Below are 25310 nucleotides of genomic sequence, written 5' to 3' on the forward strand. Positions count from 1 at the left end.
TTGTGCCTCTGGCATGGGGCCGCTTCATCGGGTCACGCAGCATCGCTTGCGGTCAGCTCGCCGAACTGAAGCGCGGCAAGCCGCGCATACAGCGGCGAGCTTCGAAGCAATTCGGCGTGACGGCCTTGCGCGACGATTCGCCCGTGCTCCATCACGACGATGCGGTCGGCCTGCTGAACAGTGGCGAGCCGATGCGCGATGACCAGGGTCGTGCGATTCTGCGCGGCATTGTCCAGCGCAGTTTGCACCAGCCGTTCGCTTGCCGCATCGAGCGCGCTGGTGGCTTCGTCGAGCAGCAGGATGGGCGGATTCCTGAGGATGGCACGTGCGATCGCGATCCGCTGACGTTGTCCGCCGGACAGCCTCACGCCGCGCTCGCCAAGAAACGTGTCGTAGCCTTGCGGAAGCTCCTCGATGAAATCGGCGGCGGCGGCCATGTCGGCGGCGTGTCGCGCCTGCGCGAGCGTCGCCTCGGGCATGCCGTAACGAATGTTGTCGAGCACGCTTCCCGAAAAGATCACCGAGTCCTGCAACACGACACCGATCGCCCGACGCAATGCGTCGAGCGACATGTGCTGCGTCGGGACACCGTTGATCGAAATGCTTCCGGACTGCGGATCGTAAAACCGCAGCAGCAACTGGAACAGCGTGGTCTTGCCCGCGCCCGACGGCCCGACGAGCGCGACGTGCTCACCCGGACGCACATCGAACGAGAATGCAGACAACGCGCTGATGCCGGGACGGGACGGATAGGAGAAGCCGACCTCGTCGAAGCGTATGCCTTCGCCTGCCGGCGGCATCGGCACGGTCGTGCGGGCCTGCGTGACGGGCGAGCGCGCCGCCAGCAGATCCATGAGCCGGTCGGTTGCGCCGGCCGCGCGCTGCAGATCGCCCCATACTTCTGCGAGCGTCCCCACGGCGCCCGCCGTGAACACCGCATACAGGATGAACTGGGACAATTGGCCCGCCGTCATGTGTCCGGCCAGGACCGCCTGCGCGCCGAGCCAGAGCACGAACACCATGGCGGCGAACACGAACACGATGACCATGGCCGTCAGCCCGGCGCGGGCGCGGATGCGCGTGAGCGCGGTCTCGAAGGCCGCTTCGACCGCCGTGCCGAAGCGCCGCGCCTCGAATGCCTCCTGCGTGTACGACTGCACCGTCGGCATCGCATTGAGCACCTCGCCGGCCAGCGCGCTCGCATTCGCGACCTTGTCCTGACTGGCGCGCGAAAGCCGGCGAACGCGCCGTCCGAAGAAGATGATCGGCACGACCACCACGATCAGCACAGCGATGATATAGCCGGACAACACCGGGCTCGTCATCACCAGCATCGCGACGCCGCCCGTCGCCAGCAGGGCATTGCGCAATCCGAGCGAGAGGCTCGTGCCGACCACGGTCTGGATCAGCGTGGTATCGGTCGTGAGGCGCGACAGGACTTCTCCGGTTTGCGTGGTCTCGAAGAATTGCGGACTCATGCCCATGATGTGATCGTAGACCGCGCGCCGCAAATCGGCCGTCACCCGTTCGCCCAGCCACGAGACCCAGTAGAAGCGCAGCGCCGTCGCACCGGCGAGGATGAGCGAGATGACAAAAAGCCCGATGAAATAGCGATCGATATGGGTCCGGTCGCCGCTCGCGAAGCCGCGGTCGATCAGGTATCTGAACGCCATCGGCAGCGCCAGTGTCGCGCCCGCCGATGTCACGAGAGCCAGGAACGCGAGCGCCCAGCGCCCGGCGTACGGCCGCAGGAAAGGGACGAGGGCGAACAGCGGGCCAACGCGTGGGGCGGAGGCGGCGGAAGTCGGCATGGAATCGCGTGATGGTAGGGATCGGTCGATAGTACCAATCGCCGAGCGGAACTGCTGCCGGGCTACGCGGCCGGTCAGCCGTCCGTGGAAACCGTGACGTCTTCCCAGTCACTGATCTCGCGCTCCAGTGCCGACAGCTTCTCTCTCACGAGCCGCAGCGCATCACTACCGAGCAGGAGATGCATGGGTGGATTAACCGCGGCGATGGCGACAAGCATCGCGCGCGCCGCCTTGCGGGGATCGCCCAGCTGCTTGCCGCTTTTTTCCTCGCGCGCCTGGCGGATGGGATCGAAGACGGAATCGTAATCCGCGATCGACCGGGGCGTGCGCGTCATCGAGCGGCCCGCCCAGTCGGTGCGAAACGAACCCGGCGCGACGGCTGTCACGGCGATGCCGAACGGCTCGACTTCCTTGCCGAGCGCTTCGGAGACACCCTCCAGTGCGAACTTGCTTCCGCAATAGTAGGTAATCCCCGGCATGGTGATATGACCGCCCATCGACGTGATGTTCAGGATGCGGCCTTGTCTGCGCTTGCGCATGAACGGAATCACGGCCTTCATCATGGCGACGGCGCCGAACACGTTCACGTCGAACTGTCTGCGCATCTCGGACAAGGGCGATTCCTCCATGATGCCCTCGTGCCCGTAGCCGGCATTGTTGACCAGCACGTCGATGGGCCCGACGGACGCCTCGATTTCCGCCACGACGCCATCGATGGCATCGAAATCGGTCACGTCGAGCACACGCGCGAATGCGGCGTTCGCAGACAGGGCCTCGAAGTCGCGCTTTGCCTGATCGCTTCTCACGGTGCCGACAACCGTGTGCCCCGCTGCCAGCGCCTCTTGTGCGAGCGCACGGCCGAAACCGCTGCTGACGCCGGTAATGAGCAGAATCTTGCTGGATGCCATGGGAGCTTTTCCTCTCGAATGTTCACTGGAGAGTGCAGAATAGTATGGCGAAGGACGCTAGCCAAGCCACGATCCGCTAACTTTATTGCCTAAACCTATGAGCATGAATCGGGCGCACTCTGCGCCGAGCCGGAACCGCATGATCGCGCTGCTTCGCGCGATGGCGTCCGAAGAAGGCTACAACCTCACAGCGCTGCCGGGCGTTCGCATCCTGCGTTCTGACCGCCCGCTGTCGCGCACGCCGGTTCTCTACGATCCCGGCATCGTGATTGTCTGTCAGGGCCGCAAACGTGGTTATTTCGGCGATCAGACATATCTATACGACGAGCATCACTATCTCGCCGTGTCGGTGCCCGTTCCGTTCAGCATGGAAACCGACGCTAGCCAGAAGCGTCCGTTGCTCGCGCTTTACCTTCACCTGGATTTCACGCTGGCCGCCGAACTGGCGGCGCAGATCGATCGTGAAGGCGTGCCGGATTACGTGCAAGCGCCTCAAAGCATGATGTCGACACCGATGGACGACGCGATGCAGACCTCCGTGTTGCGCTTCCTCGAGGCGATGAGCCGGCCGCTCGAAGCCGCGATTCTCGGCCCGGGCCTGCTGCGCGAACTCTACTTTCGCGTGCTGACCGGAGCACAGGGCGGCTCGATGCGCGAAGCCTTGGCGATGCGAGGACAGTTCGGGCGAATCGGCAAATCGCTGCGCCTCATCCACGCCGGCTATGGGCAGCCGCTGGACGTGACACAGTTGGCCGAAGAAGCCGGAATGAGCATCCCGAGCTTTCACAGCCACTTCAAGGCGATCACTCAGGTTTCGCCGATGCAGTATCTCAAGTCGACGCGCTTGCACCAGGCGCGTCTGTTGATGATCCGCCAGGACCTGACCGCCGAGGCAGCGAGCCTCGCCGTGGGTTACACGAGCGCATCGCAGTTCAACCGGGAATTCAAGAGGCTTTTTGGCTTGACGCCAGCGGCGGAGACGAGGCGGATGCGCGCAAGCTTCGCCATGCCTGCTCCGTTTGCTGATTCGGCGTATGTGTCATCTCATTGACGATACAGCGCGCGCGCAAAGCGAATCCGCATCGAGACCCAACGCCAGCGCCAGTTCGCGCGGCGAGCGCACGACCTGCGCTTCTGCGGGGAACAGCGCGGCGCCTTCGTCATCGAACGGCCAGGCGAGCACCCGCATATGCGCGGCGATGGCGGCGCGCGCGCCCGTCGGACTGTCTTCCACCGCGATCACTTCCTCGGGCGCGAGACGCAGCAGCCACGCCGCACGCTCGTACGGCTCGGGGCTCGGCTTGCCGTGGCGCACATCGTTGACGCTGATGGTGACGAGCGACGGCTCCTCGATGCCGAGCGCGCGCAGATTCGCTTCGAGCAGCATGCGCGATGCGTTCGACACGATCGCCTGCGTGATGCCCGCGGCCTTCGCGGCGCGATAGACCTCGAGCGCGCCGGGGCGCGGCACGAGCGCGGGCGCACCTTCGAGATAGGTCCTCGCGCGAAACGCGGACCAGTCGGCGTAATCGACCGACAAGCCGAAGCGCTCGCAACACAGCGCATGCGCTTCACGCCCCGTCTTGCCGAAGACGAGCGGATGCATCTCCTCGCCCGCTTCCACGCCATGACGCGCGAGCGCCGCAATCAGCGTGCGCAAATGCAGCGACTCGCTTTCCGCGAGCGTACCGTCCATATCCCACAAAATGGCCTTGATCAAAGCTTGATTCATCCTTTCCGATTATTGCGTGTCGAGAATGTCCAGATAACTTCATCGACGTGATTATCACCGTACAGCCGTCTTGTCTGAGACATACCGCGCATATCTTATCGAAAGCAAGCGTCGCGCATTCGCATTCTTATGAAGCAGTAATGCTGCGTAACAAAGCGAGCTTCATACCCTCGATCAAACGTCTTGAAGCGCGTGATAGAGTCATCGACGGCTTCTTGCGCGGTTTTATTCCTTCTCGGGCGGCCTGCATTCGTCCGGCCTTACAACGCTCAACTATAAAGATATCGTCCTGGGTCATTACGCAGGGCGATCGGCTGACTGGAGGTTTAGTGCTTACCGCAGCGGTGGAATCCGTCCGAAGACGCTTGGGCGGCATGCATCAGGATCACAAGCGAATCGCGAGAAGCGCGTTCGTTCTCCTGATCTTCGTTCTCGCCGGCAAGTGCATAGGCGCATCGAAGGAAATGGCGATCGCCTACCGCTATGGAATCAATGGCACTGTCGATGCCTATCAGCTTGCTCTCACACTCGTCACCTGGCTGCCCACTCTGCTCACCAACGAGCTGAGCGTGCTGCTCGTGCCAGCCCTCGTCGCGCTTCGCAAGGATAAATCGCAACAGAACGGATTTCTCGGCGAACTCGAAGGCATGGGGTTCGTTATTTCCCTGGCGTTCTGCCTGCTGCTCTATCTTTCCTGGCCTTACATGGCCGAGCTCGTCGCCACGAGTCTGTCTCCGTCCACACGCGAGAGCGTCCGGCAGATGATCCTCGGCATGATTCCGGTCGGCGTGCTGACCTTCACCATCTGCATATCGGCGTCGCGGCTTCAGGCTTCGGGACGGCACATCAATACTCTGCTCGAATGCGTGCCGGCCATCGGCCTGCTGATTTTTGTGCTCGCCGCGCAAAACAGCGAGTCGATCATGCCGCTCGTGCTGGGCACGTCGATCGGCTTCGTGGTGCAGGCGGTATGGCTCAGGATATTGGCGCGGCGCGCGGACGGCGCGTCCGACATGCCGCGCGTCTCGATGAACGCACCCCAGTGGCCGAAGACCATCCGCTCGATGGGCACGCTGATGGTCGGATCGGTGGTCGCCGGACTGTGGCTTCCGGTAGACCAGTACTTCATGGCGCAACAAGGCGATGGCGCGATCGCGACGCTCGGCTATGCGAACCGGCTGCTCTCGCTGCTGCTCAGCATGGGCGCGCTCGCCATCAGCCGCGCCACGCTGCCGATTCTGTCGGAGATCCTTTTTCAGGGCGATCACGTGCGCGCGCGCAGCACCGCGCTGAAGTGGTCGGGTGTCATGCTGACCGTAGGCTTGCTCGGCGCCTGCCTGGCCTATGTTCTCGCGCCGTACGCGATCAAGCTGCTGTTTCAGAAAGGCGCGTTCACCGCCGACGACACGCTCGCCGTCACCACCTTGTTCCGCTTCGGTCTGTTGCAGGTGCCGTTCTACTTCGGCATGTGCGTGCTCGTGCAGTTGTTCGCGAGCGAGATGCGCTATCGCACGATCTCCATCGTTTCGCTGCTGGGGTTCTCGGTCAAGGTGCTCTGCAATGTCCTGCTGGTGCGCCTGTATGGGGCGCAGGGCGTGCTGCTTGCGACCGGCGTCGGCGCTGCTTGCATACACGCGTGCTATATCTATCTGGCGAGATTTCGGGTTTCGCTTGCGAGCGGTCGGACAGGGATATAGGGGAACTCGCCTGCCCGATCGAGATGGGCGCCAAACCGAAAACAGTCTATATTCATCAGTCGATCAGACTATAACGGAGCGCCCCCATGCCTATCGCCGATCGCGTAAAGCCGCTCATCATGACGCGGAATGGCGAAGCGAAACTTGTGGTTCAGGATGCGCGGACCTGCGAAGCCACGCAGCAGACAATCGCGCTCCTGAAGATTCTCGAAATCGGCCAGAAGCGGATCGACCGCGGCGAATACGCCGACGGCGACGCATTCTTTGCGGAACTCGACCACCTCGACCGCCAGCGGAGACTCGCCTAGTGCAAGCCTCGCTGTCGAACCAACGCCCCCCCGCTCAAGCCACCTTGATCTTCGACGTCCTCGGAAACGCCGTCTTGCGCCAGTCTCCCGATTGCGGAATCGGCAGCCCGAGGTTCTCGCGCAGCGTGCCGCCCGTGTAGTCCTTGCGGAACAGCCCGCGCCGCTGCAGTTCTGGCACCACCATCCTCACGAAGTCCTCGTACGCGCCGGGCACGTGCGTCGGCGCGATCACGAAGCCATCGACGCCGCCCTCGACGAACCATTGCTCCATCTGATCCGCGACCGTCTTCGGCGTGCCGCAGAACACCGGAAACTCGTCGATGCGCGCGCGCTTGGAGAAGTCCACGAAATCGCGCACCGAAGGATTCTTCTTGCCCGACAGCGTCACCACGCGATCGCGGAACCCGGTCCAGCCGGAAATCGCGGCCATTTCGGCATCGCTGAACGGATCGTCGTAGCCGCGCTTCGAGAAGTCCGTGTTAAGCACTTCGCACAGCAGCGCGAGCGAATCGATCGGCTTCGCAAGCGCGTCGATGTACTCGCGCTCCTTCTGCGCGATCTCGTCCGACTCCGCGACGATCGTGTAGCACGCGGTCGAGATCTTCACGTCATCGGGATTGCGGCCTGCGTCGGCGAGCGCCTGCTTCATCTCCGCATACTGCTTCTTGCCCACCGCGAGATTCGGATAGACGACGAAGATCAGATCCGCCCAGCGCGACGCGAAAAGCCGCCCGCGCCCGCTCTGCCCCGCCTGGATCAGCACGGGATGTCCCTGCTGCGAGCGCGGCACGGTGAACGGACCGCGCGACTTGAAGAAGCGCCCTTCATGATCGAGACGATGCACTTTCGATGCATCCGCGAACCGGCCGCTTTCCTTGTCGAGAATCAGCGCGCCGTCTTCCCACGTGTCCCAGTGGCCCATCACGGTTTCGACGAACTCGTCGGCGCGGTCGTAACGCAGATCGTGTTCGAGATGCGCGCTCTCGCCAAAGTTCGCTGCTTCCGAATCGTTCAGCGACGTCACGACATTCCACGCGGCGCGACCCTTGGTCATCAGATCGAGTGTGCCGAACGTGCGCGCAATATGGAACGGCTCGTAATACGTCGTCGAATACGTCGCGCCGAGGCCGATCTTCGACGTGACCATGCCCATCGCGGTGAGGATCGAGACCAGGTCCATCTTCACGGCGCGCACGCCGTTCTCGACCGTTTGCGCATGATCGTTGCCATAGATGTCGGGCATCGCGAGGCGGTCGTCGAAGAACGCCAGATGAAACTTGCCCTCTTCCAGCGTGCGCGCGATGCGCTGGTAATACTCGGGCGTCGTGAAGTCCTGCATCGCCGCGCTGTGCCGCCACGAGCCGGGATAGGTCGAGCAGTTCTGCGCCTGCAGAAAGCCGATCAGGGTCATTTGCTTTTTGGTCATTTCGATTTCCTTATGAAATTAGTCTCAGACGCCGACCGATACTTCGTTGACGGTCGCGACGCTGTCGGATCTGCGAATCGGTGAGCGAGTCATGAGCAGGCTCACGAGCGCGCCGGCCAGTGCGAGCGCACCCGCGATATAAAACGCGTTGTTGTAGCTGTGCGTGATGGCGACCACATAGCCGGTGGCGATCGGCGCGATCATCGCGAACGAGGCGCCGCCCGTGATCAGCAGGCCCGTGCCGCGTCCCACTTCCGCCGACGACGGCAGCAGATCGCCGATCAGCGCGATGTTCATCGCGAGCGCCGCCTGCGCGCCGGTCAGCGACAGCGTGAAGACAGCGACCATCACCCACATGTCATCGACGAAAGGCGTCGCGAGCACGACCGATGTCAGCAGCATCGACGCCGCCACCATGGTGCGCCGTCCGCCCTTGTTGATCGCTTCGACCGGCAGCAGACGATCGCTCAGCTTGCCGATCCCGAGCGCGAGAATCACCGAAAGCGCATACGGCAGCGCCGTGAAATAGCCGCTCTTCACGATGTCCAGATGCCGCTCCGTCTGCAGATAGCTCGGCAGCCACGTGAGAAACAGAAACTGCGCGTACGAACCGAAACCCTGCGTGATGAGCAGACCCCACACGCTCACCGATTTCAGCAGGTCGGGAATGGAGAGCGTCGGGCCGCTCGGCGCGTCGGGCATTCCGCCGTTGCGCTCGCGCAGGATCAGCGCGCGCTCTTCGTCGTCGATGAAGCTCGCGAACTCGGGCTTCCTGAACCACTTGAGCCAGCAGACGAGCCAGATCGCGCCCGAGCTGCCGACCAGCACGAAGCCCGTGCGCCAGCCGAAGAGCTGCACCGCCCACGCGACGACCAGCGCACCGATCGCCGGCCCGGCGTACGAGCCGCTGTTGAGCGTCGCCGCCGCGATGCCGCGTTCGCGCGCCGGCATCCATTCGCGGATCACCTTGCCGCCCGCCGGATACGACGACGCCTCGCCCGCGCCCATCACGAGACGCGTGACGAGAATCGACGCGTAGCTCCACGCGAAGCCCGTCGCGACGGTGGCGAGCGAGAAGATCGCCATGCCGATGGCGTTGACGTAGCGCGTGCCCCAGCGGTCGAGCGCGAGACCCCAGATAATCAGGCTCGCGAAGTACGTCCAGATGAACGACGACAACAGAAAGCCCATCTGGATCGGGCTGATGCCGAACTCGTGCGCGATCGGCTGCGCGGCGACCGACAGCGCGACGCGGTCGATGTAGTTGATGCTCGTGAGCGAAAACAGAAATATATAGATGAAGATGCGGCGATTTCTCATGTGTCTCCTCCGAAAATCCGTGCGCGCGATCTCGCGCGCCGGATGGTCTTTGCCTGTACGGATGTCTGCAACGCTTCAGTCCGCTCGTTATGAAATCGCCTCCTCCGTCAACGTCTCGACGCCAAGCGCGTACACACGATTGGCCGTGCCCGCGAGCAGCGCGCGGCGCGCCGCCGCCGGATGACCGGCGCACATGATCTTGAATGCGTTCCACACCGACACGTAGTTGCAACTGCCCTTGTCGACGGGAAAATTGCTCTCGAACATGCAGCGTTGCGCGCCGAACAGATCGATGCAGGTACGCACATAAGGCGTCCAGCGCTCGACGAGTTCGAGGCAGCTTGCGGGTTTCGCGGCATCGGCGAAGGACAGGCCCGTGCGCGGCATGGCGAGGCCGCCGATCTTTACGATGACGTTCTCGTTCGACGCCACGCGCGCGAGCGACGTGCTCCATGCCTCGCGGACCTGCGCGCGCTGGTCCGCATACGGCCCGATGCCGAGCGGCCCGCCGCAGTGGTTCAGCACGATCGGCAGACGCGGATGACGGCGTGCGAGCGCGGCGGCCTGATCGAGTTGCGTGTGGTACACCCACAGATCGAGCACGAGGCCCATCTCCGTGAGGATCGCGCAGTAGCGGTCGAGTTCGGGCGAGCTGATCGTGTGTTCGTCGGGGCCATCGTGGGGCGCGGCGAATGCGGGATCGGCATGCCATGCGGCGCGCACGCGCACGCCGCGCATGCGCCCCTGCCCCGCGTCGATGTGCGCTTCGAGCACCGCCTGCGGATTCGCGACGAACGGATCGCCATACGCGACGATGCCCTTTACGAGATTCGCATCGCCGTGCGGCAGACGCGCCGCGGCCTGCGCCTGCGCCACGGCGAAGCGCGTCTCGCCGACGGGCGCGAACCCGGCGGGCGCGTCGGCGTCGAAATGCGCCTTGCATTCGACGAACACGCTCGCCAGCACGCGATGCCCCGCGACCGCATCCGCGACGAACTCGGGCGCGTGATAGAACGCGCTCTCGACATCCCACAGATGATGATGCGGATCGATGACCGGCAACTCGGGCTCGACGGCGGGCTCGGCGACCTGCGCGAGCCACTCGGGCCGGATGCGCGGGAAATTGCTGCGTTCATATTTCGCGTCGAACATGCGCGCTCCCTATGCGGTCAGCGGCCAGAAGCCGCCGAACTGCCCGCTCAGATAGATGAGCGGCGCCATCGGTTGCTGCGGCTCGATCTCGAGATGCTCCACCGCGCCGATCAGGATCGCGTGCGTGCCGTACTCGACCAGGTCGTGCACGCGGCACGATATCGACGCGACGCTGCCATCGAGCGCCGGCATGCCGGCTTCGTTCATGCGCCACGCGCCGTTGGCGAAGCGCGCGTCGCCGTCCGGCTTGCGTGCGAACGCCGCGGCGAGGTCCGCATGCTGCTGCGTCAGCAGATTCACGCAGAAGCGCCCGCTCAGCACGAGCGCATCGAATGCCGACGCATGCCGGTTCACCGATACGACCAGCGCGGGCGGGTCCATCGTCAGCGACGTGACGGCCGTGACCGTCATGCCGTGACGCACGCCGTCCTGAACCGTGGAGACCAGCGCGACGCCGCCTGCGAGCCTACGCATCGCCTGGCGAAACGAGCTCTGCAAGGTCTGCGCGTCGTCGGCACGCTCGACGCCCGGACGCACCTGAAGTTCGGCTTCGCTCATCGCGTGTTCTCCAGCTTGATGGGAATCTCGATGTCGAGCATCGGCGCGTGCTGCTGCGAGCCATACACGTCCGTGTCGCCGATATCGCCCGATGAGACGAGGCGCGGCAAGGTCGCCTTGAACGCGCGCGCGGCGCGATACGGCGTGAACTGGACCTGCTCCGGCGTCACGCCATAGAGCCGCGCGAACAGTTCGGGCTTGAGCACGCCGGTCGCGGCGACGCGGTCGTAGATCTCATCGGTTTCGAACACGATGTCGAGCGTGACCATGAACGGCCCCGCGTTCTTGCTGCGGCATACGCTCGCGAAATCCTTAATGGCTGGCATGACGGTCTCCAATGTCTTCGTAGCGGATCGGGAACAGCGAGAGCGCGTTCTCCGGTTCGAGCAGATGGCAGACGGAAAAGCGGTAGACCTGACCGAGATCGAGGTCGGACGGCGAGAACGGGATCGCCATATTGCCTTCCTTGCACAGGCGCCCCGGGAACTCCGAGTGCAGGATCGTCGTGCGCGCGATGGCCAGCACGGCCTTCGCGGTGTCGCGATCCTGCGCGACCACTTCCGCGACGATCGCCGTTTCGTGCGAATGGCGTTCGGCGAGCGGCAAGGGCTCGCGTTCGCCCATCACGCCGTTCTGGCCGTAGACGCGAAAGTTCAGCGTGTAGGTATCGGATGGCGCACCGAACGCGGTCGCCTTCTCGTCGACGATTTCGCGCGAGCGCGCGAGGTAGCGGTCCATCTGCGCCTGCAGCACCGGATCGCGCGTCGCGCACAGCGTGATGACGCGATGCCCGCGCGCTTCGACGCCTTCGAGCTTCACCGTGTACTTCGCGGGACGCCAGCGCATGCCGGACACGCGCACGGCACGATCCGTCACCGCTTCGAAGGTGCATTCGGAGGTATCGAGCATGCCGCCCGGCTCGTGATGATGAATCGGGCTGCTGTTCTCGTGCAGCGCGAAGTACGCGACCGAACGCGGCGTGCAGGCCTGTTCGGGATGCATCGGTTCGAGCTCGACGTGATCCTCGCGGATCGTCGCGAGCAGACACCCTTCGCGCTTGGGCAAGGCCGGTTCCGCGCCGCATTCGAGCATCTTGCCGGCATACCAGCCGAGCGCGGGCGAGAAGCCGGCGCGGATCGCCATCGCGGCCCACGGCGCGGGATCGGTGCTGCGGCCCGAGAGAATCACTTGCGCGCCCGCATCGAGGGCGGCGATGTATGGCTCCGGCCCCATCGCGCCGACCACGCGCACAGCTTGATCGATGAGTTCGGGCGTCAGTTGCGGCAGGCCGTAAAGCGGGCGCGTCTTGCCGGCGTTCACGTGTTCGAGCAACACGTCCTTGGGCAATTCCGAGTTGATAACCGCGAGCTTGAATGACAGACTTTCTTCCTGCGCGATCTCCTTGACGATATCGACCATCATCTGCAGATGCGGATCGCCGCCCGCGCCGCCGCACGTGCTGACCACCACGGGAATGCCGAGCGGCACGGCGGCCGCGAGCATCAGGCGCATGTCGCGCTTGGTGGCCATGCGCGAGGTGAACGATTCGCCCGAGGCGAGATAGTACGGTCCCGGATCGGAACTGCCGCCATCGGCGCCGATGAGATGCGGCTTGCGCGCGAGACCCGCTTCGAACGCGCTTTGCGCGAAGCCGTAGCCGAGGATCGCTGTAGTGCTGAGCAATCTGAGTTCTTCCATTGCGCTCTTGTCTCCGTTGTGTTCGTGAATGGAATCAAGCGTAATCAGATGAGCCGCGAACTGCTCGCATACCTGTTATGCATCGCGGACGAAACCGTCCGACGCCAGAGGAGTCAGGCACGTGGAGTTGAAGCAGCTCAGGTATTTCATGGTCGTGGCGCGCGAGGGCAGCGTCTCGCGCGCCGCCGCGATCCTCGGCATCAGTCAGTCGATGCTCACGCGGCATATCCAGATGCTCGAACAGGAGCTGGGGCCGCCGCTGCTCTATCGGCACGGCCACGGCATGTCGCTCACCGAGGCGGGGCAGAAGTTCCTCGCGCGCGCGAGCGATATCCTCGAACGCAGCGACGAAGCCGTGAATCACATGCAGGCGATGCGCGCGGTGCCCGGCGGCACCGTGACGATGGGCATTCCGCCGATGCTCGGCGACTTTCTGGTGGTGCCGCTCGTGCGGCGCTTTCGCGCGGAGTTTCCCGACGTGCGGCTGCGCATGCGCGAAGGTTTGAGCGGCTACATGCTCGAATGGCTGCTGAGCGGGCAACTGGATATCGGCGTGCTGTACAACATCGGACCGCACAGCACGATCAGCATCGAGCCGCTTTTGTCGGACGATCTGCTGCTCATCGGCCCGCCCGACGCAAGCGTGCTCGCCCGCGCGATGGAGCCGATCCGCTTCGCCGACGCCGTCGAGTTGCCGTGGATTCTCCCGGCGCGTCCGCATGGCATGCGTACGCTCGCCGAAGACGCCGCGACGGCGCGCTCGCTCACGCTCAACATCGCCTTCGAGATCGACGCGATGATGGCGGTCCTCGAACTCGTCGAAGCGGGTCAGGGCTTCTCGGTCGCGCCGTATGCGGCGGTGCGAAACCGCATCGAGCGGGGCACGCTGAAGGCGCGGCCGATCGTCGAGCCGGCGCTGCCGGGCGTGCTCTCCATTGCGTTCTCGCCGAAGAAGGAAGCGACGCTTGCGATGAAGGCGCTGTATCGCATCGTGCGGCAGGAGACGGATGCGCTCGTGCGGGCGGGGGTGTGGCGCTCGATCGTGTGAGGCGTATTGGCGACGCGTTTTCACGCCGGGGGCGGGCGTCGCCGGATCCCGTGGACGTGTCGGTCTATTGGCGTTGCCCCTGTGCGGGGCGGCAGTCACTTTCTTTGCAGCAGCAAAGAAAGTAACCAAAGAAACAGCTATCCCCATCCAAAGTACTTCACGCCGGCCGCGGCACAGGCGATCAGTCTTGGCACAGCAGTAGCGAGTGCCCTCAAAGGCCAGAGCGGGCTTGGACCGCGCACGGTCCGCCACATCGCACCACAGAACAAACTGGTTCAGCACCAAATGGCTCCAGCCCGCTTCGCGGCCGATGGGTCAATCGGGTCTGCATGCGCTTCCATATCAAGGTATCCATACCAATGGTTTCCCTTGCATATCCAACGGCAGCGCGTAGCGCTGTGCCGGAACCCTTTCGTGCTGAACCAGCGCGCTTAAACTACTAGCTTGTCAGACCGTGCGCGGCCCAAGCCCGACGGGGCCTACGAGGGCACTCGCTACAGAGCCCACGAACGACGAGAAGAACACCCAAATTGCGTATGACCGCGGGCGTCTCGAGCTGCTTTCTTTGGTTACTTTCTTTGCAGCAGCAAAGAAAGTAACTGCCGCCCCGCACAGGGGCAACACCAATACACCGACACGCAAACGGGATCCGGCGAAGACCCGAACAAACCTACCCGGCCTTACGCATCGGCTCCCCATTCACCCCCGCAAACGCCTGCTTGCGCCAATCCCCCGCATCCGGTCTCGCGAGGCCCAAATTCTCCCGCAACGTCGACCCGTCGTAATCCTTGCGAAACACCCCGCGCCGCTGCAACTCCGGCACCACCTGCCGCACAAAATCCTCATACCCGCCCGGCACATGCGTCGGCGAGATCACAAACCCATCGCAACCGCCTTCGACGAACCATTGCTCCATCTGATCCGCCACGGTCTTAGCCGTGCCCGCAAACACCGGAAACTCGTTCAACCGCGCACGATTCGAGAAATCGACAAAATCCCGTACCGACGGATTCTGCTTCCCCGACAACATCACCACGCGATCGCGAAAACCCGTCCACCCGGAGATAGCCTTCATCTCCGCGTCAGTGAACGGCGCGTCATAATCTCGCTTCGAGAAATCCGTGTTGAGCACTTCACACAGCAAGGTAAGCGAGTCGATCGGCTTCGCGAGCGAATCGATATATTCGCGTTGCTGCTGCGCGATTTCATCCGATTCGGCGATGACCGTATAACACGCAGTCGCGACCTTCACCTTCTCCGGATCGCGCCCCGCATCGAGCACGGATTGCCTGAGTTCCGCGCGCTGCTTCTTGCCCGCCGCAAGATTCGGATACACCACGAAAATCAGTTCGCCCCACCGCGATGCAAACGCGCGGCCACGCCCGCTCTGCCCCGCCTGAATCAGCACCGGATGCCCCTGCTGCGAACGCGGCACGGTCAGCGGGCCACGCGAGCTGAAGTACGCGCCCTTGTGATCGAGCCGATGCACCTTGGCCGGATCGGCGAAGCGGCCGCTTTGCTTGTCGAGGATCAGCGCGTCGTCTTCCCACGAATCCCAGTGACCCATCACCGTTTCGAGGAACTCATCGGCGCGGTCATAACGCAGATCGTGCTCCAGATGCATCTCGCGGCCGAAGTTCGCGGCCTCCGAATCATTGAGCGACGTCACCACGTTCCACGCGACACGGCCCTTGGTCATCAGATCGAGTGTCGCGAAATGGCGCGCGACGTGGTACGGCTCGTAGTACGTCGTCGAATAGGTCGCGCCGAGGCCGAGGTGCGTCGTGGCCATCGCCATCGCGGTGAGAATCGGCGACGGATCCATCTTCACGGCGCGCACGCCATGCTCGACGGTTTGCGCGTGATCGTCGCCGTAGATATCGGGCATCGCGAGACGGTCGTCGAAGAACGCCAGATGAAATTTGCCCTCTTCCAGCGTGCGCGCGATGCGCTGGTAATACTCCGGCGACATGAAGTCCTGCATCGCACCGCCATGACGCCAGGAACCGGGATACGTCGAGCAGTTCTGAGCCTGCAAAAAGCCGATCAGCGTCATCTGACGCGAAGTGTCGTGTGCCATGTCGTCCATGCCTCCAGATGTCGGTATGGATTCGATTATGTCGACGGCGCCGCGACGACACTATTTGCTTTATGGGATAGACTCATAGCCGATCCTGATAAAACCAACGGAGACTTCCCGTCATGGCGCCCGACAAGCCGGACGAGGGCCCGCACTCCGCAGCGCCACCGACGCTGCGCTTCGACCTCGTCGAACTGGAGACCTTTCTCGCCGTGGTCGAACTGGGCAGTTTCAGTTCCGCCGCCAGACGCCTGCACATCTCGCAGCCTTCCGTGACGGCCCGCGTGCAGCGCCTCGAATCGACCCTGAAGACGCGCCTGCTCGTGCGAACGACGCGTCACGTGGAGCCCACGCCCGCCGGCAAGCGTTTGCGCGAGCACGCCGAAATCGCGTTGCGCGAACTGCGCAAGCTGCTGCAGGAATTCCAGGCCGACGCCGAGGCCGCGCGCCTGCGCGTGGTGGTCGCCGCCACGCCGATGATCTCGGCCGTCATGCTGCCCTCGCTGATCCATTCGTTCTGCCAGCGCTATCCGGACGTGCAGATTCAACTGCGCGATCTGCAATACGAAGATGTCGTCGCGAAGATCGAAAGCAACGAGGCCGATCTCGCCGTGGTCGCCTTCGACAATGATTCGAGCAAGCTGAGCTTCGAAGCGCTGACCGAGGAGGACATGCTGGTCGTGGTGCCGAAGACACATCCGCTTGCGCAAGCCGGCGAAGTCACGCTGGAGCAGCTCGCGCAAATCCCGCTGATGCTGCTCGACCGCTACTCGATGCTGCGCGACAGGCTCGCCGATGAATTCACGAAACGCGGCCTCACGCTGCGGCCAATGCATCACGCAGCCAATCTGAGCACGCTGCTCGGCATGGTGGACGCGGGGCTCGGCGCGACCTTCCTGCCGCGCTCGATGGCCCAGCGCTACGCGCGCGACACCCGCGCCACGCTGCGGGTCGCCGATGTGAGCCTGAGCCGCCGCTTCGGCATCCTGCGCGCGCGCGACGCCGACCTGAGCGCGGCCGCCTTGAGCTTCGTGCGGCACTTGCAGGCCAATTTCGGCGCGACGCTCGCGAGCGATGCGTCGCCGTCCTGATCCCCTATGAATGCGCGCATCTATCCGTTTCGCCGATCAATCGATCGCGACATTGAAATTGTTCTGCGGAGCCCGCGACTCTAGACTCGGGTCATGGAGTGCTGATGCCATGCGCTCATCTCATACCGGAGACCTCTCATGACGCTCGAAAACAAACAGACTTTTCGTGACGCGCTTTCGGCTTTCCCGAGCGGCGTTACCATCGTCTCGACCACCGATGAACAAGGCCGCCACTGGGGCTTTACCGCCAGCTCGTTTTCGTCGGTATCGATGGACCCGCCGCTCGTGCTCGTGTGCATCGCCAACAAGGCGGATTCGCACGCCGCGTTCGTCAACGCGCAACGCTATGCGATCAACATCCTGTCGCAGGAGCAGAAGGACGTCGCGATGCATTTCGCGCGCAAGGGCGTCGACAAGTTCGGCCCGCACGCGTTTCGCTACGGCACCGGCGACGACCCGCATCCGCCGATGCTGCCGGGCTCGATGGCCTCGCTCGTGTGCATCGCGCGCGACGTGCACGAAGCAGGCGATCATACTGTGCTGATCGGCGAGATCCAGGACGTCGAACTCGGCGACGCCACGCCGCTCGTCTACTACAACCGGGGTTTTCGCAACCTCGAACTCGAAACCGCAGATTCACTTATCTGAGCGCATCGCATGAACGCTTTCAGCTTCACCACGGTTCCTTCGCTCCTCGTCGATTACGGCGGCGCGCGGCGTCTCGGCGCGCTCTTGCGCGAGCGCTATCGCGACGAACGCCGTCTCGTGCTCGTCACCGACCGCTTCCTGAATGAGAGCGGCCTGATCGCGCCGGCGCTCGACAATCTCGCCATGCAAGGCTGGCAAGTCACGGTGATCGACGACGTCGTCGCCGATCCGCCCGATCACGTCGTGCTCGACGCCGCCGCGCGCGCGAAGGCGAGCGGCGCGGAAATCGTGCTGGGACTCGGCGGCGGCTCGTCGATGGACGTCGCCAAGCTGATCGCCGTGCTGTGCGCGTCGGCGCAACCGCTTGAAAAGATGTACGGCGTCGGCAACGTCGAAGGTCCGCGTCTGCCGCTCGTGCTGATGCCGACCACCGCGGGCACGGGCTCCGAAGTCACGGCCATTTCCATCGTGACGACGGGTGCGACCACGAAAAGCGGCGTCGTCTCGCCGGTTCTTTATCCCGATCTCGCGCTGCTCGACGCGGAACTCACGCTCGGCCTGCCGCCGCAAGCGACCGCCGCGACCGGCATCGACGCGATGGTGCATGCGATCGAGGCGTACACGTCGGCGCGTCTGAAGAATCCGCTCTCCGACATGCTCGCGAAGGAAGCGCTGCGTCTGTTGTATGCGAACCTGCTGCCCGCCTGTCGCGATGGCGGGAATCGCGCCGCGCGCGAAGCGATGCTGCTCGGCGCAACGCTCGCGGGCCAGGCGTTCTCGAATGCGCCGGTCGCCGCGGTGCACGCGCTCGCGTATCCGCTCGGCGGCCATTTCCATGTGCCGCATGGTCTGTCGAATGCGCTCGTGCTGATGCATGTGCTGCGCTTCAACGCGCCCGCCGCCGCCGCGCGCTATGCGGAGCTTGCCGATACGCTCGGCTGCGCCGCCGCCGGTGACAGCGCCGAAGCGAAGACCGAAGCCTTCATTCAGGCGATGCAGACGCTCGTGAACGAGACCGGGATTGCGCGCACGCTGCGCGAGGTGGGCGTGGAGGAATCGCATCTGCCGATGCTCGCCGCCGACGCGATGAAGCAGCAGCGTCTGCTCATCAACAACCCGCGTGAGATGACCGAAGCGGCTGCGCTCGATATTTACAGGGCCGCGTTATGAACGGGACCGTGCGCATCGCGTTCGTGCAGTCGTGCTGGCATCGCGAGATCGTGGATCAGTGCCGTCATGCGTTCGAGAGCATCTGCGGTTCTTTCACGAGCATATGAGCGTGAAGGGACGGGAAGTGGCGAACGCTTGTGTTGAGACTCTGCAGCGGGTGGCGATGATTGTGTGACGGGGTTGCTCGATGTAAGGAAAGCATCCGGCTCCACGCAGGATGCTTTTTTATCGCCTCTATTCCACCCACCCACCAAACTGCGCAATCCTCTCCAGCGGCAACCGCGCGCGCGGCGCATGCTCGCGCTCCGCAAGCGCGGCGGGCAGCGACTGCGCGTCGCCATGATGCGCAACCGAAATCATGCTCAGCACCTCATAACGCCCGGGAATCGAAAACGCTTCCCGAAACGCATCCGCATCGAGGCCGCTCATCGAATGCGCTGCAAGACCCAGCGCATGCGCCTGCAAAAGCAGCGCCATCGCGGCCGCGCCGGCATCGTAGCCTGCGCTCGGATTCTCTGCGCCCTTGGCCGTGAGCGTGTCCGCGAGCACGGCGATCAGCACTTGTGCGTTCGCATTCCACGATTGATTGAAGGAGATGAGCGTGCCGAACGCACGCCCGAACGCCACGGGATCCGCGGCCTTCTCGAACACGACGAAGCGCCACGGCTGCGCGTTGAACGCGGATGGCGCCCAACGCGCCGCTTCGAGCATGGCGATCACATGCGCGTGTTCGACGGCACGGTCCGCATACGCGCGCGGACTCCAGCGCGCGGCGATCAGTGGATGAATGGCGATATCGGTCGGGGCTGGTCGATGGGTCATGGTGTCTTATCGCTCGGAAGCATCCGGATGCCGGAAATCGAAGCCGCCGGGCGTCTCATCGACATAACCGGCGTGCGGCGCCATGAAATGCCCCGGTAAGAGCAGCGCGCGCCGCTCGCAGGTCTGCTCCAGAATCCTTCGGCGCGTCTCGGCGGACTGCTTCTGGTCGATGCAGCCGAAGCAGCTCCAGTGCGGATACTTCACCTGAATCGGATGATGCAGGATATCGCCGGTCATCACGGCGTGCGCGTCGTTCGACTTCAGCCAGATTGCGACATGCCCCGGCGTGTGCCCCGGCGCGGGTTCGAGCGAGAGACAGTCCGCGATCTCGGCGTAGTCATCGACGATCAGCGCCTGCCCGGCCTCGATCACGGGCAACACGCTGTCCTTGTAGCCGAGAATGTGATGCCCCGTGGATTCCTTCGCGTAGCGCGCCGCCCAGTAGTCGTTCTCGATCTTCGAGAACACGTACTTCGCGTTGGGAAACGTCGGCACCCAGCGATCGCCGATGAGCCGCGTATTCCAGCCGATATGATCCGCATGCAGATGCGTGCAAAGCACGTAGTCGATCTGCTCGGGCGTGGCGCCCGCCGTAGCGAGGCGGTCGAGATACGGCGTCTGCAGATTGCACCAGTCGGGCCGGCCCGGGCGTTCCTTGTCGTTGCCGACGCAACCGTCGATCAGGATCTTGTGACGCCCGGTATCCAGCAGCCACGAGTGCATGCTGAGCAGCATCCGCCCTGTTGCGGGATCGTAGTGACCGGGCGCGATCCACGAGAGATTGTCCGCGACGTCCTTCGGCGTCGCCAGCGGAAAGAACTTCAGAAAGTCGAAGGACGTGTCGACGGTTTCCTGAACCAGCGTCGCCGTTACGTTGCCAATCTGGAATCGAATCACGATGCCTGCTCCCCCGACAATCCTGCTGCGACAGGCTGACGTTCCATGCGCGGCTCGCGGTTCGCGCCGTCCTCCAGCGCGGCAAGCTCGACGCCCGCCGCTTCGCGCAACGGCATGATGCCGAGCACGGAGATCACCGCGGCGAGCACGATATACGCGGCCAGCAACCAGTAACCGCCCGCCCACATCACGAACAGCGCAGCGAGGATCGGCGTGGGGCCGCTCCAGATCACGGTCGCGAGCTGATACGCTACCGACACGCCGCTATAGCGTATCGCAGCCGGATACTGCTCGCTGATCAGCGCGGGCTGCGCGGACAGCGTGCTGCCCAGACCGAAGACCATCGCGATCGTGATCGCCGTGACGATCACCGGATAGCTGCCCGTGTCGAGCATCCTGAAGAACGGAAAGATGAACGCGCCGAGGAAGATCATGCCACCCATGTACACCTTCTTGCGGCCGATGCGATCCGACAGCGCGCCGAAGAACGGCTGCGACAACAGTGTGAAGAACGAGCCGATCATCAGCGCGCGAATCGCGAGCGGCTTGCCGATATGCAGGTTCTGCGTCAGATAGACGAGCGCATAGACGGAGATCACGAAGAAGCTGGTGTTCTCGGCCGCCTGCGCCGCGACGATCTGCAGCGTGCGTTTCTTCTGAGTGGCGAGCACCGTGGCGATCGGCATCTTCTCGGCGGTGTGCGAGCGCTGCAGTTTCTGGAAGCTCGGCGACTCGGACACGCGGCGTCGAATGATGAAGCCCACCACGACGAGCAAGCCCGACAGCAGGAACGGCACGCGCCATCCCCAGGCCGCGAACTGCTCGGCCGTCGTGAGCGCGGTGGTCAGGGCCATCACGCCAGTCGAAAGAATCAGCGCGGCGGAGATGCCCATCTGCGGCCACGCGCCGTAGAAGCCGCGTTTTTTCGCGGGCGAATGCTCGATCACCATCAGCGTCGCGCCGCCCCACTCGCCGCCTACCGCGAAGCCCTGCAGGAAGCGCAAGGTCGTGAGAAGAATCGGCGCGCCGAGTCCGATGCTCTCGTAAGTCGGCAACAGGCCAATCAGGAAGGTCACGCCGCCCATCATCAGCAGGCTCAGCACGAGCATGGCCTTGCGGCCAATGCGGTCGCCGTAATGGCCGAACACGATGCCGCCCACCGGTCGCGCGATGAAACCGATCGCAAAACTCGCCAGCGACGCGATCGTGCCCGCGACAGGATCGAATGCCGGAAAGAACAGCTTGTTGAAGATCAGCGCGGCCGCCGATCCGAAGATGAAGAAGTCGTACCATTCGAGCGTCGCGCCAATCGCGCTGGCGAACGACACTCGCCGGATATCCGAATCGTTGACCATGTTGTCTCCTCCGCTTGCTTTTATTTGGCCGACGTCGTCAGACGCCGGGAATCTCGACTGTCAATAACGGCGCATGCTGCTGCGCACCGAACGTGTCGCGCTCGCCCACGCTGCCCTGCGCCCACGAGCGCTTGAGCGTCAGCTTGAACGCGCGTGCCGGATCGAAGAACATCAGGGTCACGATGTCTTCCTTCGTCACGTTGTACAGCTTGCAGATCAGCGCTTCGGTCAGCACGCCGCTCTGCTTCACGCGTTCGTAAAGCGGCGCGTCGTCGAAGATCACGTCGAAGGTGATCTCGAACGGGCCGGAGTTCTTGCTGCGCACGACTTTCGCCAGATCGCGCAATGTCTTCGTCTGCGTTGCGTTCATGTTCAGATCTCCACGACTTCAATCGGAAACAGCAACTCGGCCGAGTCGATCTTCATCACGTGATAGACCGTGAACTTGCACACCGGGCCGATCGGGTTCTCCGGCGGATTGAGCGGGATCGCGAAGTTGCCGGCCGTCGCCACCTGTCCCGGATATGGCGTGTGCAGCACATCGATCCGCACGCTGCTGCAAATCGCATTCGCCAGTTCCTGATTCGCCGCGGTCACTTCGCCGAGCAGACCGATCTCATGCGGCACTGTGTTCGCGAGCGGCTCGAAGCTGCCCATCACGCCGTTCTTGCCGTACACGTGAAAGTTCAGCGTCGCCTCGCCCGAGCGCAGTTCGGGATACGTCTCGCGCGCTTCGTCCTCGATGCGCTCAAGAAAGTTATCGATCTGCCCGATCAGGATCGGATCGCGAATCCCGCCGATGAAAATCGTACGCATGCCCACGACGCCCGCGCCTTCGAGTTTCACCGTGTAGTCGTCGGCCGGAATGAAGCGGCTGCCGCGCACGCGCACGGCGCGATCGGTGATCTGTTCGTAGGTCGCCTCGCGCAGATCGAGCACGCCGCCGGGTCCGGTCAGAAGATCGGGCCGGGTCTTTTCGTAGAGCGTGTGCGCGGCCACCGATGCGGGCGTGCAGCGCTCGCGCGGGTTCATCGGTTCGAGGTCGAAGCTGTCGCGGCGGATCGTGGCGAGAATCACCTTGCCTTTCGGCTCCGCGCAATTCGCGCCGCATTCGACGATCTTGCCCATGTGCCAGTAGATGCCCGGATCGATGCCGTGCAGCATGCACAGGCCCGCGAACGGCGCCGGGTCATAGGCGCGGCCCGCGATGATGATGTCGAGGTCCGGATGCTGGCGCAACGCCTTTGCGAACGGCTCCGCGCCCATTTGCGCGACGATATGCGACGAAGCGCCGATGTCCCCCGCCTGCAACGCCGGCGCCGATGCACACGGCGTGATGCGCCCTTCGCCCAGCGCATCGCGCACGTACGACGGGTCCACGTCCGCATAGATCTTCGCGACCTTGAAGCGATAGCCCTCGCGCTGCGCGATCTCCGCGATCACATCGACCATGAAGTCCACATGCGCGCGAATGCCCGGGCCGCCTGCCGAGCTGATGTAGATCGGAATCTTGCGCGTGGCGCAGGCTTCGAGCATCAGCGAGAGATCGCGCTGATACGCTTCGCGCGTCACCAGGGTCTTGGGCAGGCCGAGCAGATAGGGACCGGGGTCGGTGGAACCGCCATCGACGATCATCGCGTCGGGCTGCTGTTCGATGCCGCGCCAGAAGTCGGCGGCCGGGATGCCATAGCCCAGAATGCCATTGGGCGTCAGGATCTTGATTTCGTCCTTCATGAAGTCTCCGTTCCTTTATCGACTGTTGCCGAAATTATCGGGAACGGGACTGTGAAACTCTATTCGCTTTAGAATATGGATTTATAAGCTGGGGTTATAAATCACCATGTCGCGTGATGCGCGTTCCGTTACCGCAGAAAGCATCGACCCGATCAGCCTGCGCTTCGAACTCGTCGAGCTGGAGACCTTTCTCGCGGTGATCGAACTGGGCAGCTTCAGCGCGGCGGCGAAGAAAATGCACGTGTCGCAGCCGTCCGTGACGAACCGCGTCCAGCGGCTCGAATCGATGCTGAAGACCAGGCTCGTCGAGCGCACGACGCGGCGCGTGACGGCCACGCCCGACGGCGAAGAACTCGCGCGCCGCGCGAAACTCGCCCTCGCGGGTTTGCGCGAACTGCTGCTGGACTTCCAGTCGCGGGCGGCGTCGTCGAAGCTGCGCACGGTGATCGCGACCACGCCGATGCTCGCCGCCGTCGTGCTGCCACAGCTCATCCAGTCGTTTCGTCAGGCGCATCCGGCGATGCAGATTCAGGTCAGGGACCTGCAATACGAAGATGTGCTCGCATCGGTCGAATCGGGTCAGGCCGATCTCGCCGTGAGCGCGTTCGACGGCGATTCCAGCACGCTGCGATTCGAGCCGCTCGCGCGGGAGCCGATGCTCGTCGTGCTGCCGAGAGCGCATCCGCTCGCGGGCGCGCAGCATATCTCGCTCGAACAGCTCGCGGATTTGCCGCTCATGCTGCTCGACCGTTATGCGCTTTTGCAGACGCGGCTGTCGGCGGAACTGGCGAAGCGCGGGTTGTCGCTGAGTACGATCCAGCACGCGACCAACGTCGGCACGGTGCTCGGGCTCGTGGATGCGGGTCTGGGCGCGACCTTCCTGCCGCGCTACATGGCGCAGCGCTATTCGCTCGAATCGCGCGCGACGCTCGACGTACCCGACATCGACCTGTCGCGCAACTTCGGTGTACTGGTGCGCGCGAAAGCGGACCTGAATCTGGCCTCGACGCTGTTTCTCGATCATCTGCGCGCGCACTTCGCGGCGACGCTGCACGCCGATTCGGGCTGACTACTTCGTTGCGCTTTTCGTTTTCTTCGGCGCGCGCGGCGGCACGGTCATCGAGGTCATCGCTTCGGGCACGGTCTGTCCGAGCGAGCGAAAGGTCGTATCGGTGATGATGCTGCGAAAGGTCTGCTCGGCGAAGTCCGGATCGCCCGACTTCAGCGCCTCGACGAACTCGTGATGATGATGCACGACGCTGCCGCTGCGCACTTCGTAATTCGCGTTGCCCTGCTGATAGAGCCGCACGAGCGAGCTGATGGAATGCCACGTGGTATGCAGCAGGTCGTTGTCGGCGAGCGTGCAGACGAGTTCGTGGAATTCCCAGTCGACATCGCGCAGCGCGGCGGCGTCGTGGCTCGCTTCGGCGCGTTCGAGGTCCGCAAGCGATCGTTCCAGCAGCGCGATCACCTCCGGCTCATGACGGCAACGCGCCGCGACGAGCCGCGCCGCGAACCCTTCGAGCACGGCGCGGATGCCCGTCATGCGCACGAAGTCGTCCTGCGATACTTCGGCGACATAGGTGCCCTTGCCGCGAATGGTGAACACCAGGCCGTTCGCTTCGAGCGACTTGAGCGCCTCGCGCAGCGGCCCGCGGCTCACGCTGAGCCGCTTGGCCAGTTGCGTTTCGACAATGCGCTCGCCCGCCTTCAGATCGCCCGCGCGGATTGCGCTGACGATGCGGGCTTCGACGAGTTGCGGCAACGACTGTTGCTGCGGCAGGTCCCATTTCTGATCGTGTGCGCTCATGGACATGCGCCGTTTTGAGAAGACCCGGGAGGCGGCGCGCGGTGC

24 protein-coding genes are annotated in these 25310 nt (G+C 63.8%); 8 read left to right on the forward strand and 16 right to left on the reverse strand.

All coding sequences use genetic code 11. The annotated features are described in order from the left end of the window. Positions 1-32: 32 nt before the first annotated feature. Together BTHE68_RS23900 and BTHE68_RS23905 are read right to left on the reverse strand one after the other, a co-directional pair. Positions 33-1811 carry an ABC transporter transmembrane domain-containing protein gene (locus tag BTHE68_RS23900; protein WP_162068768.1) on the reverse strand — a complete coding sequence of 593 codons (1779 nt, stop codon included), beginning with the start codon at positions 1809-1811 and terminating at the stop codon, positions 33-35. 74 nt (positions 1812-1885) lie between these two features. Next, a complete protein-coding gene (locus tag BTHE68_RS23905) occupies positions 1886-2719 on the reverse strand; it encodes an oxidoreductase (RefSeq protein ID WP_162068769.1) in 834 nt (277 codons plus the stop codon). A 139-nt stretch (positions 2720-2858) separates the two neighbouring features. Here BTHE68_RS23905 and BTHE68_RS23910 point away from each other — a divergent pair, with 139 nt between their 5' ends. Next, entirely contained in the window at positions 2859-3770 is a 912-nt protein-coding gene (locus tag BTHE68_RS23910; protein ID WP_162068770.1) for an AraC family transcriptional regulator, read from the forward strand. On the opposite strand, the gene BTHE68_RS23915 is transcribed toward BTHE68_RS23910, so the two are convergent. After that, positions 3759-4451, reverse strand: coding sequence for an HAD family hydrolase (locus BTHE68_RS23915; protein WP_232078040.1), 693 nt, complete (start codon positions 4449-4451; stop codon positions 3759-3761). The genes BTHE68_RS23910 and BTHE68_RS23915 overlap by 12 nt on opposite strands. A 374-nt stretch (positions 4452-4825) precedes the next feature. On the opposite strand from BTHE68_RS23915, the gene murJ reads away from it, so the two are divergent. Together murJ and BTHE68_RS23925 are read left to right on the forward strand one after the other, a co-directional pair. Beyond that, positions 4826-6148, forward strand: coding sequence for a murein biosynthesis integral membrane protein MurJ (gene murJ / locus BTHE68_RS23920; RefSeq protein WP_232078041.1), 1323 nt, complete (start codon positions 4826-4828; stop codon positions 6146-6148). A gap of 86 nt (positions 6149-6234) precedes the next feature. Continuing rightward, positions 6235-6456, forward strand: coding sequence for a prevent-host-death protein (locus BTHE68_RS23925; RefSeq protein ID WP_197919702.1), 222 nt, complete (start codon positions 6235-6237; stop codon positions 6454-6456). A 34-nt stretch (positions 6457-6490) separates the two neighbouring features. Here BTHE68_RS23925 and BTHE68_RS23930 read toward each other — a convergent pair whose 3' ends face one another. The 6 genes from BTHE68_RS23930 to BTHE68_RS23955 all read right to left on the reverse strand — a co-directional run bounded on the left by BTHE68_RS23930 (position 6491) and on the right by BTHE68_RS23955 (position 12610). Next, on the reverse strand, positions 6491-7882 hold the full coding sequence (locus tag BTHE68_RS23930; RefSeq protein ID WP_162068772.1) for an LLM class flavin-dependent oxidoreductase: 1392 nt from the start codon (positions 7880-7882) through the stop codon (positions 6491-6493). A 24-nt stretch (positions 7883-7906) separates the two neighbouring features. After that, positions 7907-9202 (reverse strand): MFS transporter, encoded by a 1296-nt coding sequence (locus tag BTHE68_RS23935; RefSeq protein WP_162068773.1) that lies wholly within the window; start codon positions 9200-9202, stop codon positions 7907-7909. An 87-nt stretch (positions 9203-9289) separates the two neighbouring features. Further along, complete coding sequence (locus tag BTHE68_RS23940; RefSeq protein WP_162068774.1) at positions 9290-10354, reverse strand: amidohydrolase family protein; 1065 nt, start codon at positions 10352-10354, stop codon at positions 9290-9292. A gap of 9 nt (positions 10355-10363) precedes the next feature. Further along, positions 10364-10912, reverse strand: coding sequence for a flavin reductase family protein (locus BTHE68_RS23945; RefSeq protein ID WP_162068775.1), 549 nt, complete (start codon positions 10910-10912; stop codon positions 10364-10366). Further along, positions 10909-11238 carry a DUF4387 domain-containing protein gene (locus BTHE68_RS23950; RefSeq protein ID WP_061178295.1) on the reverse strand — a complete coding sequence of 110 codons (330 nt, stop codon included), beginning with the start codon at positions 11236-11238 and terminating at the stop codon, positions 10909-10911. Before BTHE68_RS23950 ends, BTHE68_RS23945 begins: the two co-directional genes overlap by 4 nt. Next, a complete protein-coding gene (locus tag BTHE68_RS23955; protein WP_162068776.1) occupies positions 11225-12610 on the reverse strand; it encodes an acyclic terpene utilization AtuA family protein in 1386 nt (461 codons plus the stop codon). Before BTHE68_RS23955 ends, BTHE68_RS23950 begins: the two co-directional genes overlap by 14 nt. Before the next feature lie 121 nt (positions 12611-12731). Here BTHE68_RS23955 and BTHE68_RS23960 point away from each other — a divergent pair, with 121 nt between their 5' ends. Then, positions 12732-13658, forward strand: coding sequence for a LysR family transcriptional regulator (locus BTHE68_RS23960; RefSeq protein ID WP_162068777.1), 927 nt, complete (start codon positions 12732-12734; stop codon positions 13656-13658). Between the two features lie 670 nt (positions 13659-14328). Here the strand turns inward: BTHE68_RS23960 and BTHE68_RS23965 are convergent. After that, positions 14329-15738: an LLM class flavin-dependent oxidoreductase gene (locus tag BTHE68_RS23965; protein ID WP_162068778.1), complete on the reverse strand. Its 1410-nt coding sequence runs from the start codon at positions 15736-15738 to the stop codon at positions 14329-14331. Between the two features lie 122 nt (positions 15739-15860). Here BTHE68_RS23965 and BTHE68_RS23970 point away from each other — a divergent pair, with 122 nt between their 5' ends. From BTHE68_RS23970 to BTHE68_RS23980, 3 genes are all read left to right on the forward strand, one after another. Beyond that, complete coding sequence (locus tag BTHE68_RS23970) at positions 15861-16829, forward strand: LysR family transcriptional regulator (RefSeq protein WP_162068779.1); 969 nt, start codon at positions 15861-15863, stop codon at positions 16827-16829. 138 nt (positions 16830-16967) lie between these two features. Then, positions 16968-17477, forward strand: a complete 510-nt coding sequence (locus tag BTHE68_RS23975; RefSeq protein ID WP_061178298.1) for a flavin reductase family protein — start codon at positions 16968-16970, stop codon at positions 17475-17477. A 9-nt stretch (positions 17478-17486) separates the two neighbouring features. Further along, on the forward strand, positions 17487-18647 hold the full coding sequence (locus tag BTHE68_RS23980) for an iron-containing alcohol dehydrogenase (protein ID WP_162068780.1): 1161 nt from the start codon (positions 17487-17489) through the stop codon (positions 18645-18647). Positions 18648-18881: 234 nt separating this feature from the next. Here the strand turns inward: BTHE68_RS23980 and BTHE68_RS23985 are convergent, their stop codons facing one another. From BTHE68_RS23985 to BTHE68_RS24005, 5 genes are read right to left on the reverse strand one after another with little or no spacing between them, the layout of a single operon-like run. After that, entirely contained in the window at positions 18882-19469 is a 588-nt protein-coding gene (locus tag BTHE68_RS23985; protein ID WP_162068781.1) for a nitroreductase family protein, read from the reverse strand. Positions 19470-19475: 6 nt separating this feature from the next. After that, positions 19476-20366: an MBL fold metallo-hydrolase gene (locus BTHE68_RS23990; protein ID WP_162068782.1), complete on the reverse strand. Its 891-nt coding sequence runs from the start codon at positions 20364-20366 to the stop codon at positions 19476-19478. Next, a complete protein-coding gene (locus tag BTHE68_RS23995; protein WP_162068783.1) occupies positions 20363-21721 on the reverse strand; it encodes an MFS transporter in 1359 nt (452 codons plus the stop codon). Before BTHE68_RS23995 ends, BTHE68_RS23990 begins: the two co-directional genes overlap by 4 nt. Before the next feature lie 37 nt (positions 21722-21758). Further along, on the reverse strand, positions 21759-22091 hold the full coding sequence (locus BTHE68_RS24000; protein WP_162068784.1) for a DUF4387 domain-containing protein: 333 nt from the start codon (positions 22089-22091) through the stop codon (positions 21759-21761). A gap of 2 nt (positions 22092-22093) precedes the next feature. Further along, positions 22094-23455, reverse strand: a complete 1362-nt coding sequence (locus tag BTHE68_RS24005) for an acyclic terpene utilization AtuA family protein (protein ID WP_162068785.1) — start codon at positions 23453-23455, stop codon at positions 22094-22096. 106 nt (positions 23456-23561) lie between these two features. Between BTHE68_RS24005 and BTHE68_RS24010 the strand changes: the two genes are divergently transcribed. Continuing rightward, complete coding sequence (locus tag BTHE68_RS24010; RefSeq protein ID WP_162068786.1) at positions 23562-24524, forward strand: LysR family transcriptional regulator; 963 nt, start codon at positions 23562-23564, stop codon at positions 24522-24524. Here BTHE68_RS24010 and BTHE68_RS24015 read toward each other — a convergent pair whose 3' ends face one another. Further along, the gene (locus BTHE68_RS24015) at positions 24525-25265 is read right to left on the reverse strand and encodes a GntR family transcriptional regulator (RefSeq protein WP_162068787.1); all 741 of its coding nucleotides are present in this window, start codon (positions 25263-25265) and stop codon (positions 24525-24527) included. Positions 25266-25310 lie beyond the last annotated feature (45 nt).

Origin of the sequence: Burkholderia sp. THE68, from assembly GCF_009938265.1 — a bacterium.
Classification (GTDB): domain Bacteria; phylum Pseudomonadota; class Gammaproteobacteria; order Burkholderiales; family Burkholderiaceae; genus Caballeronia.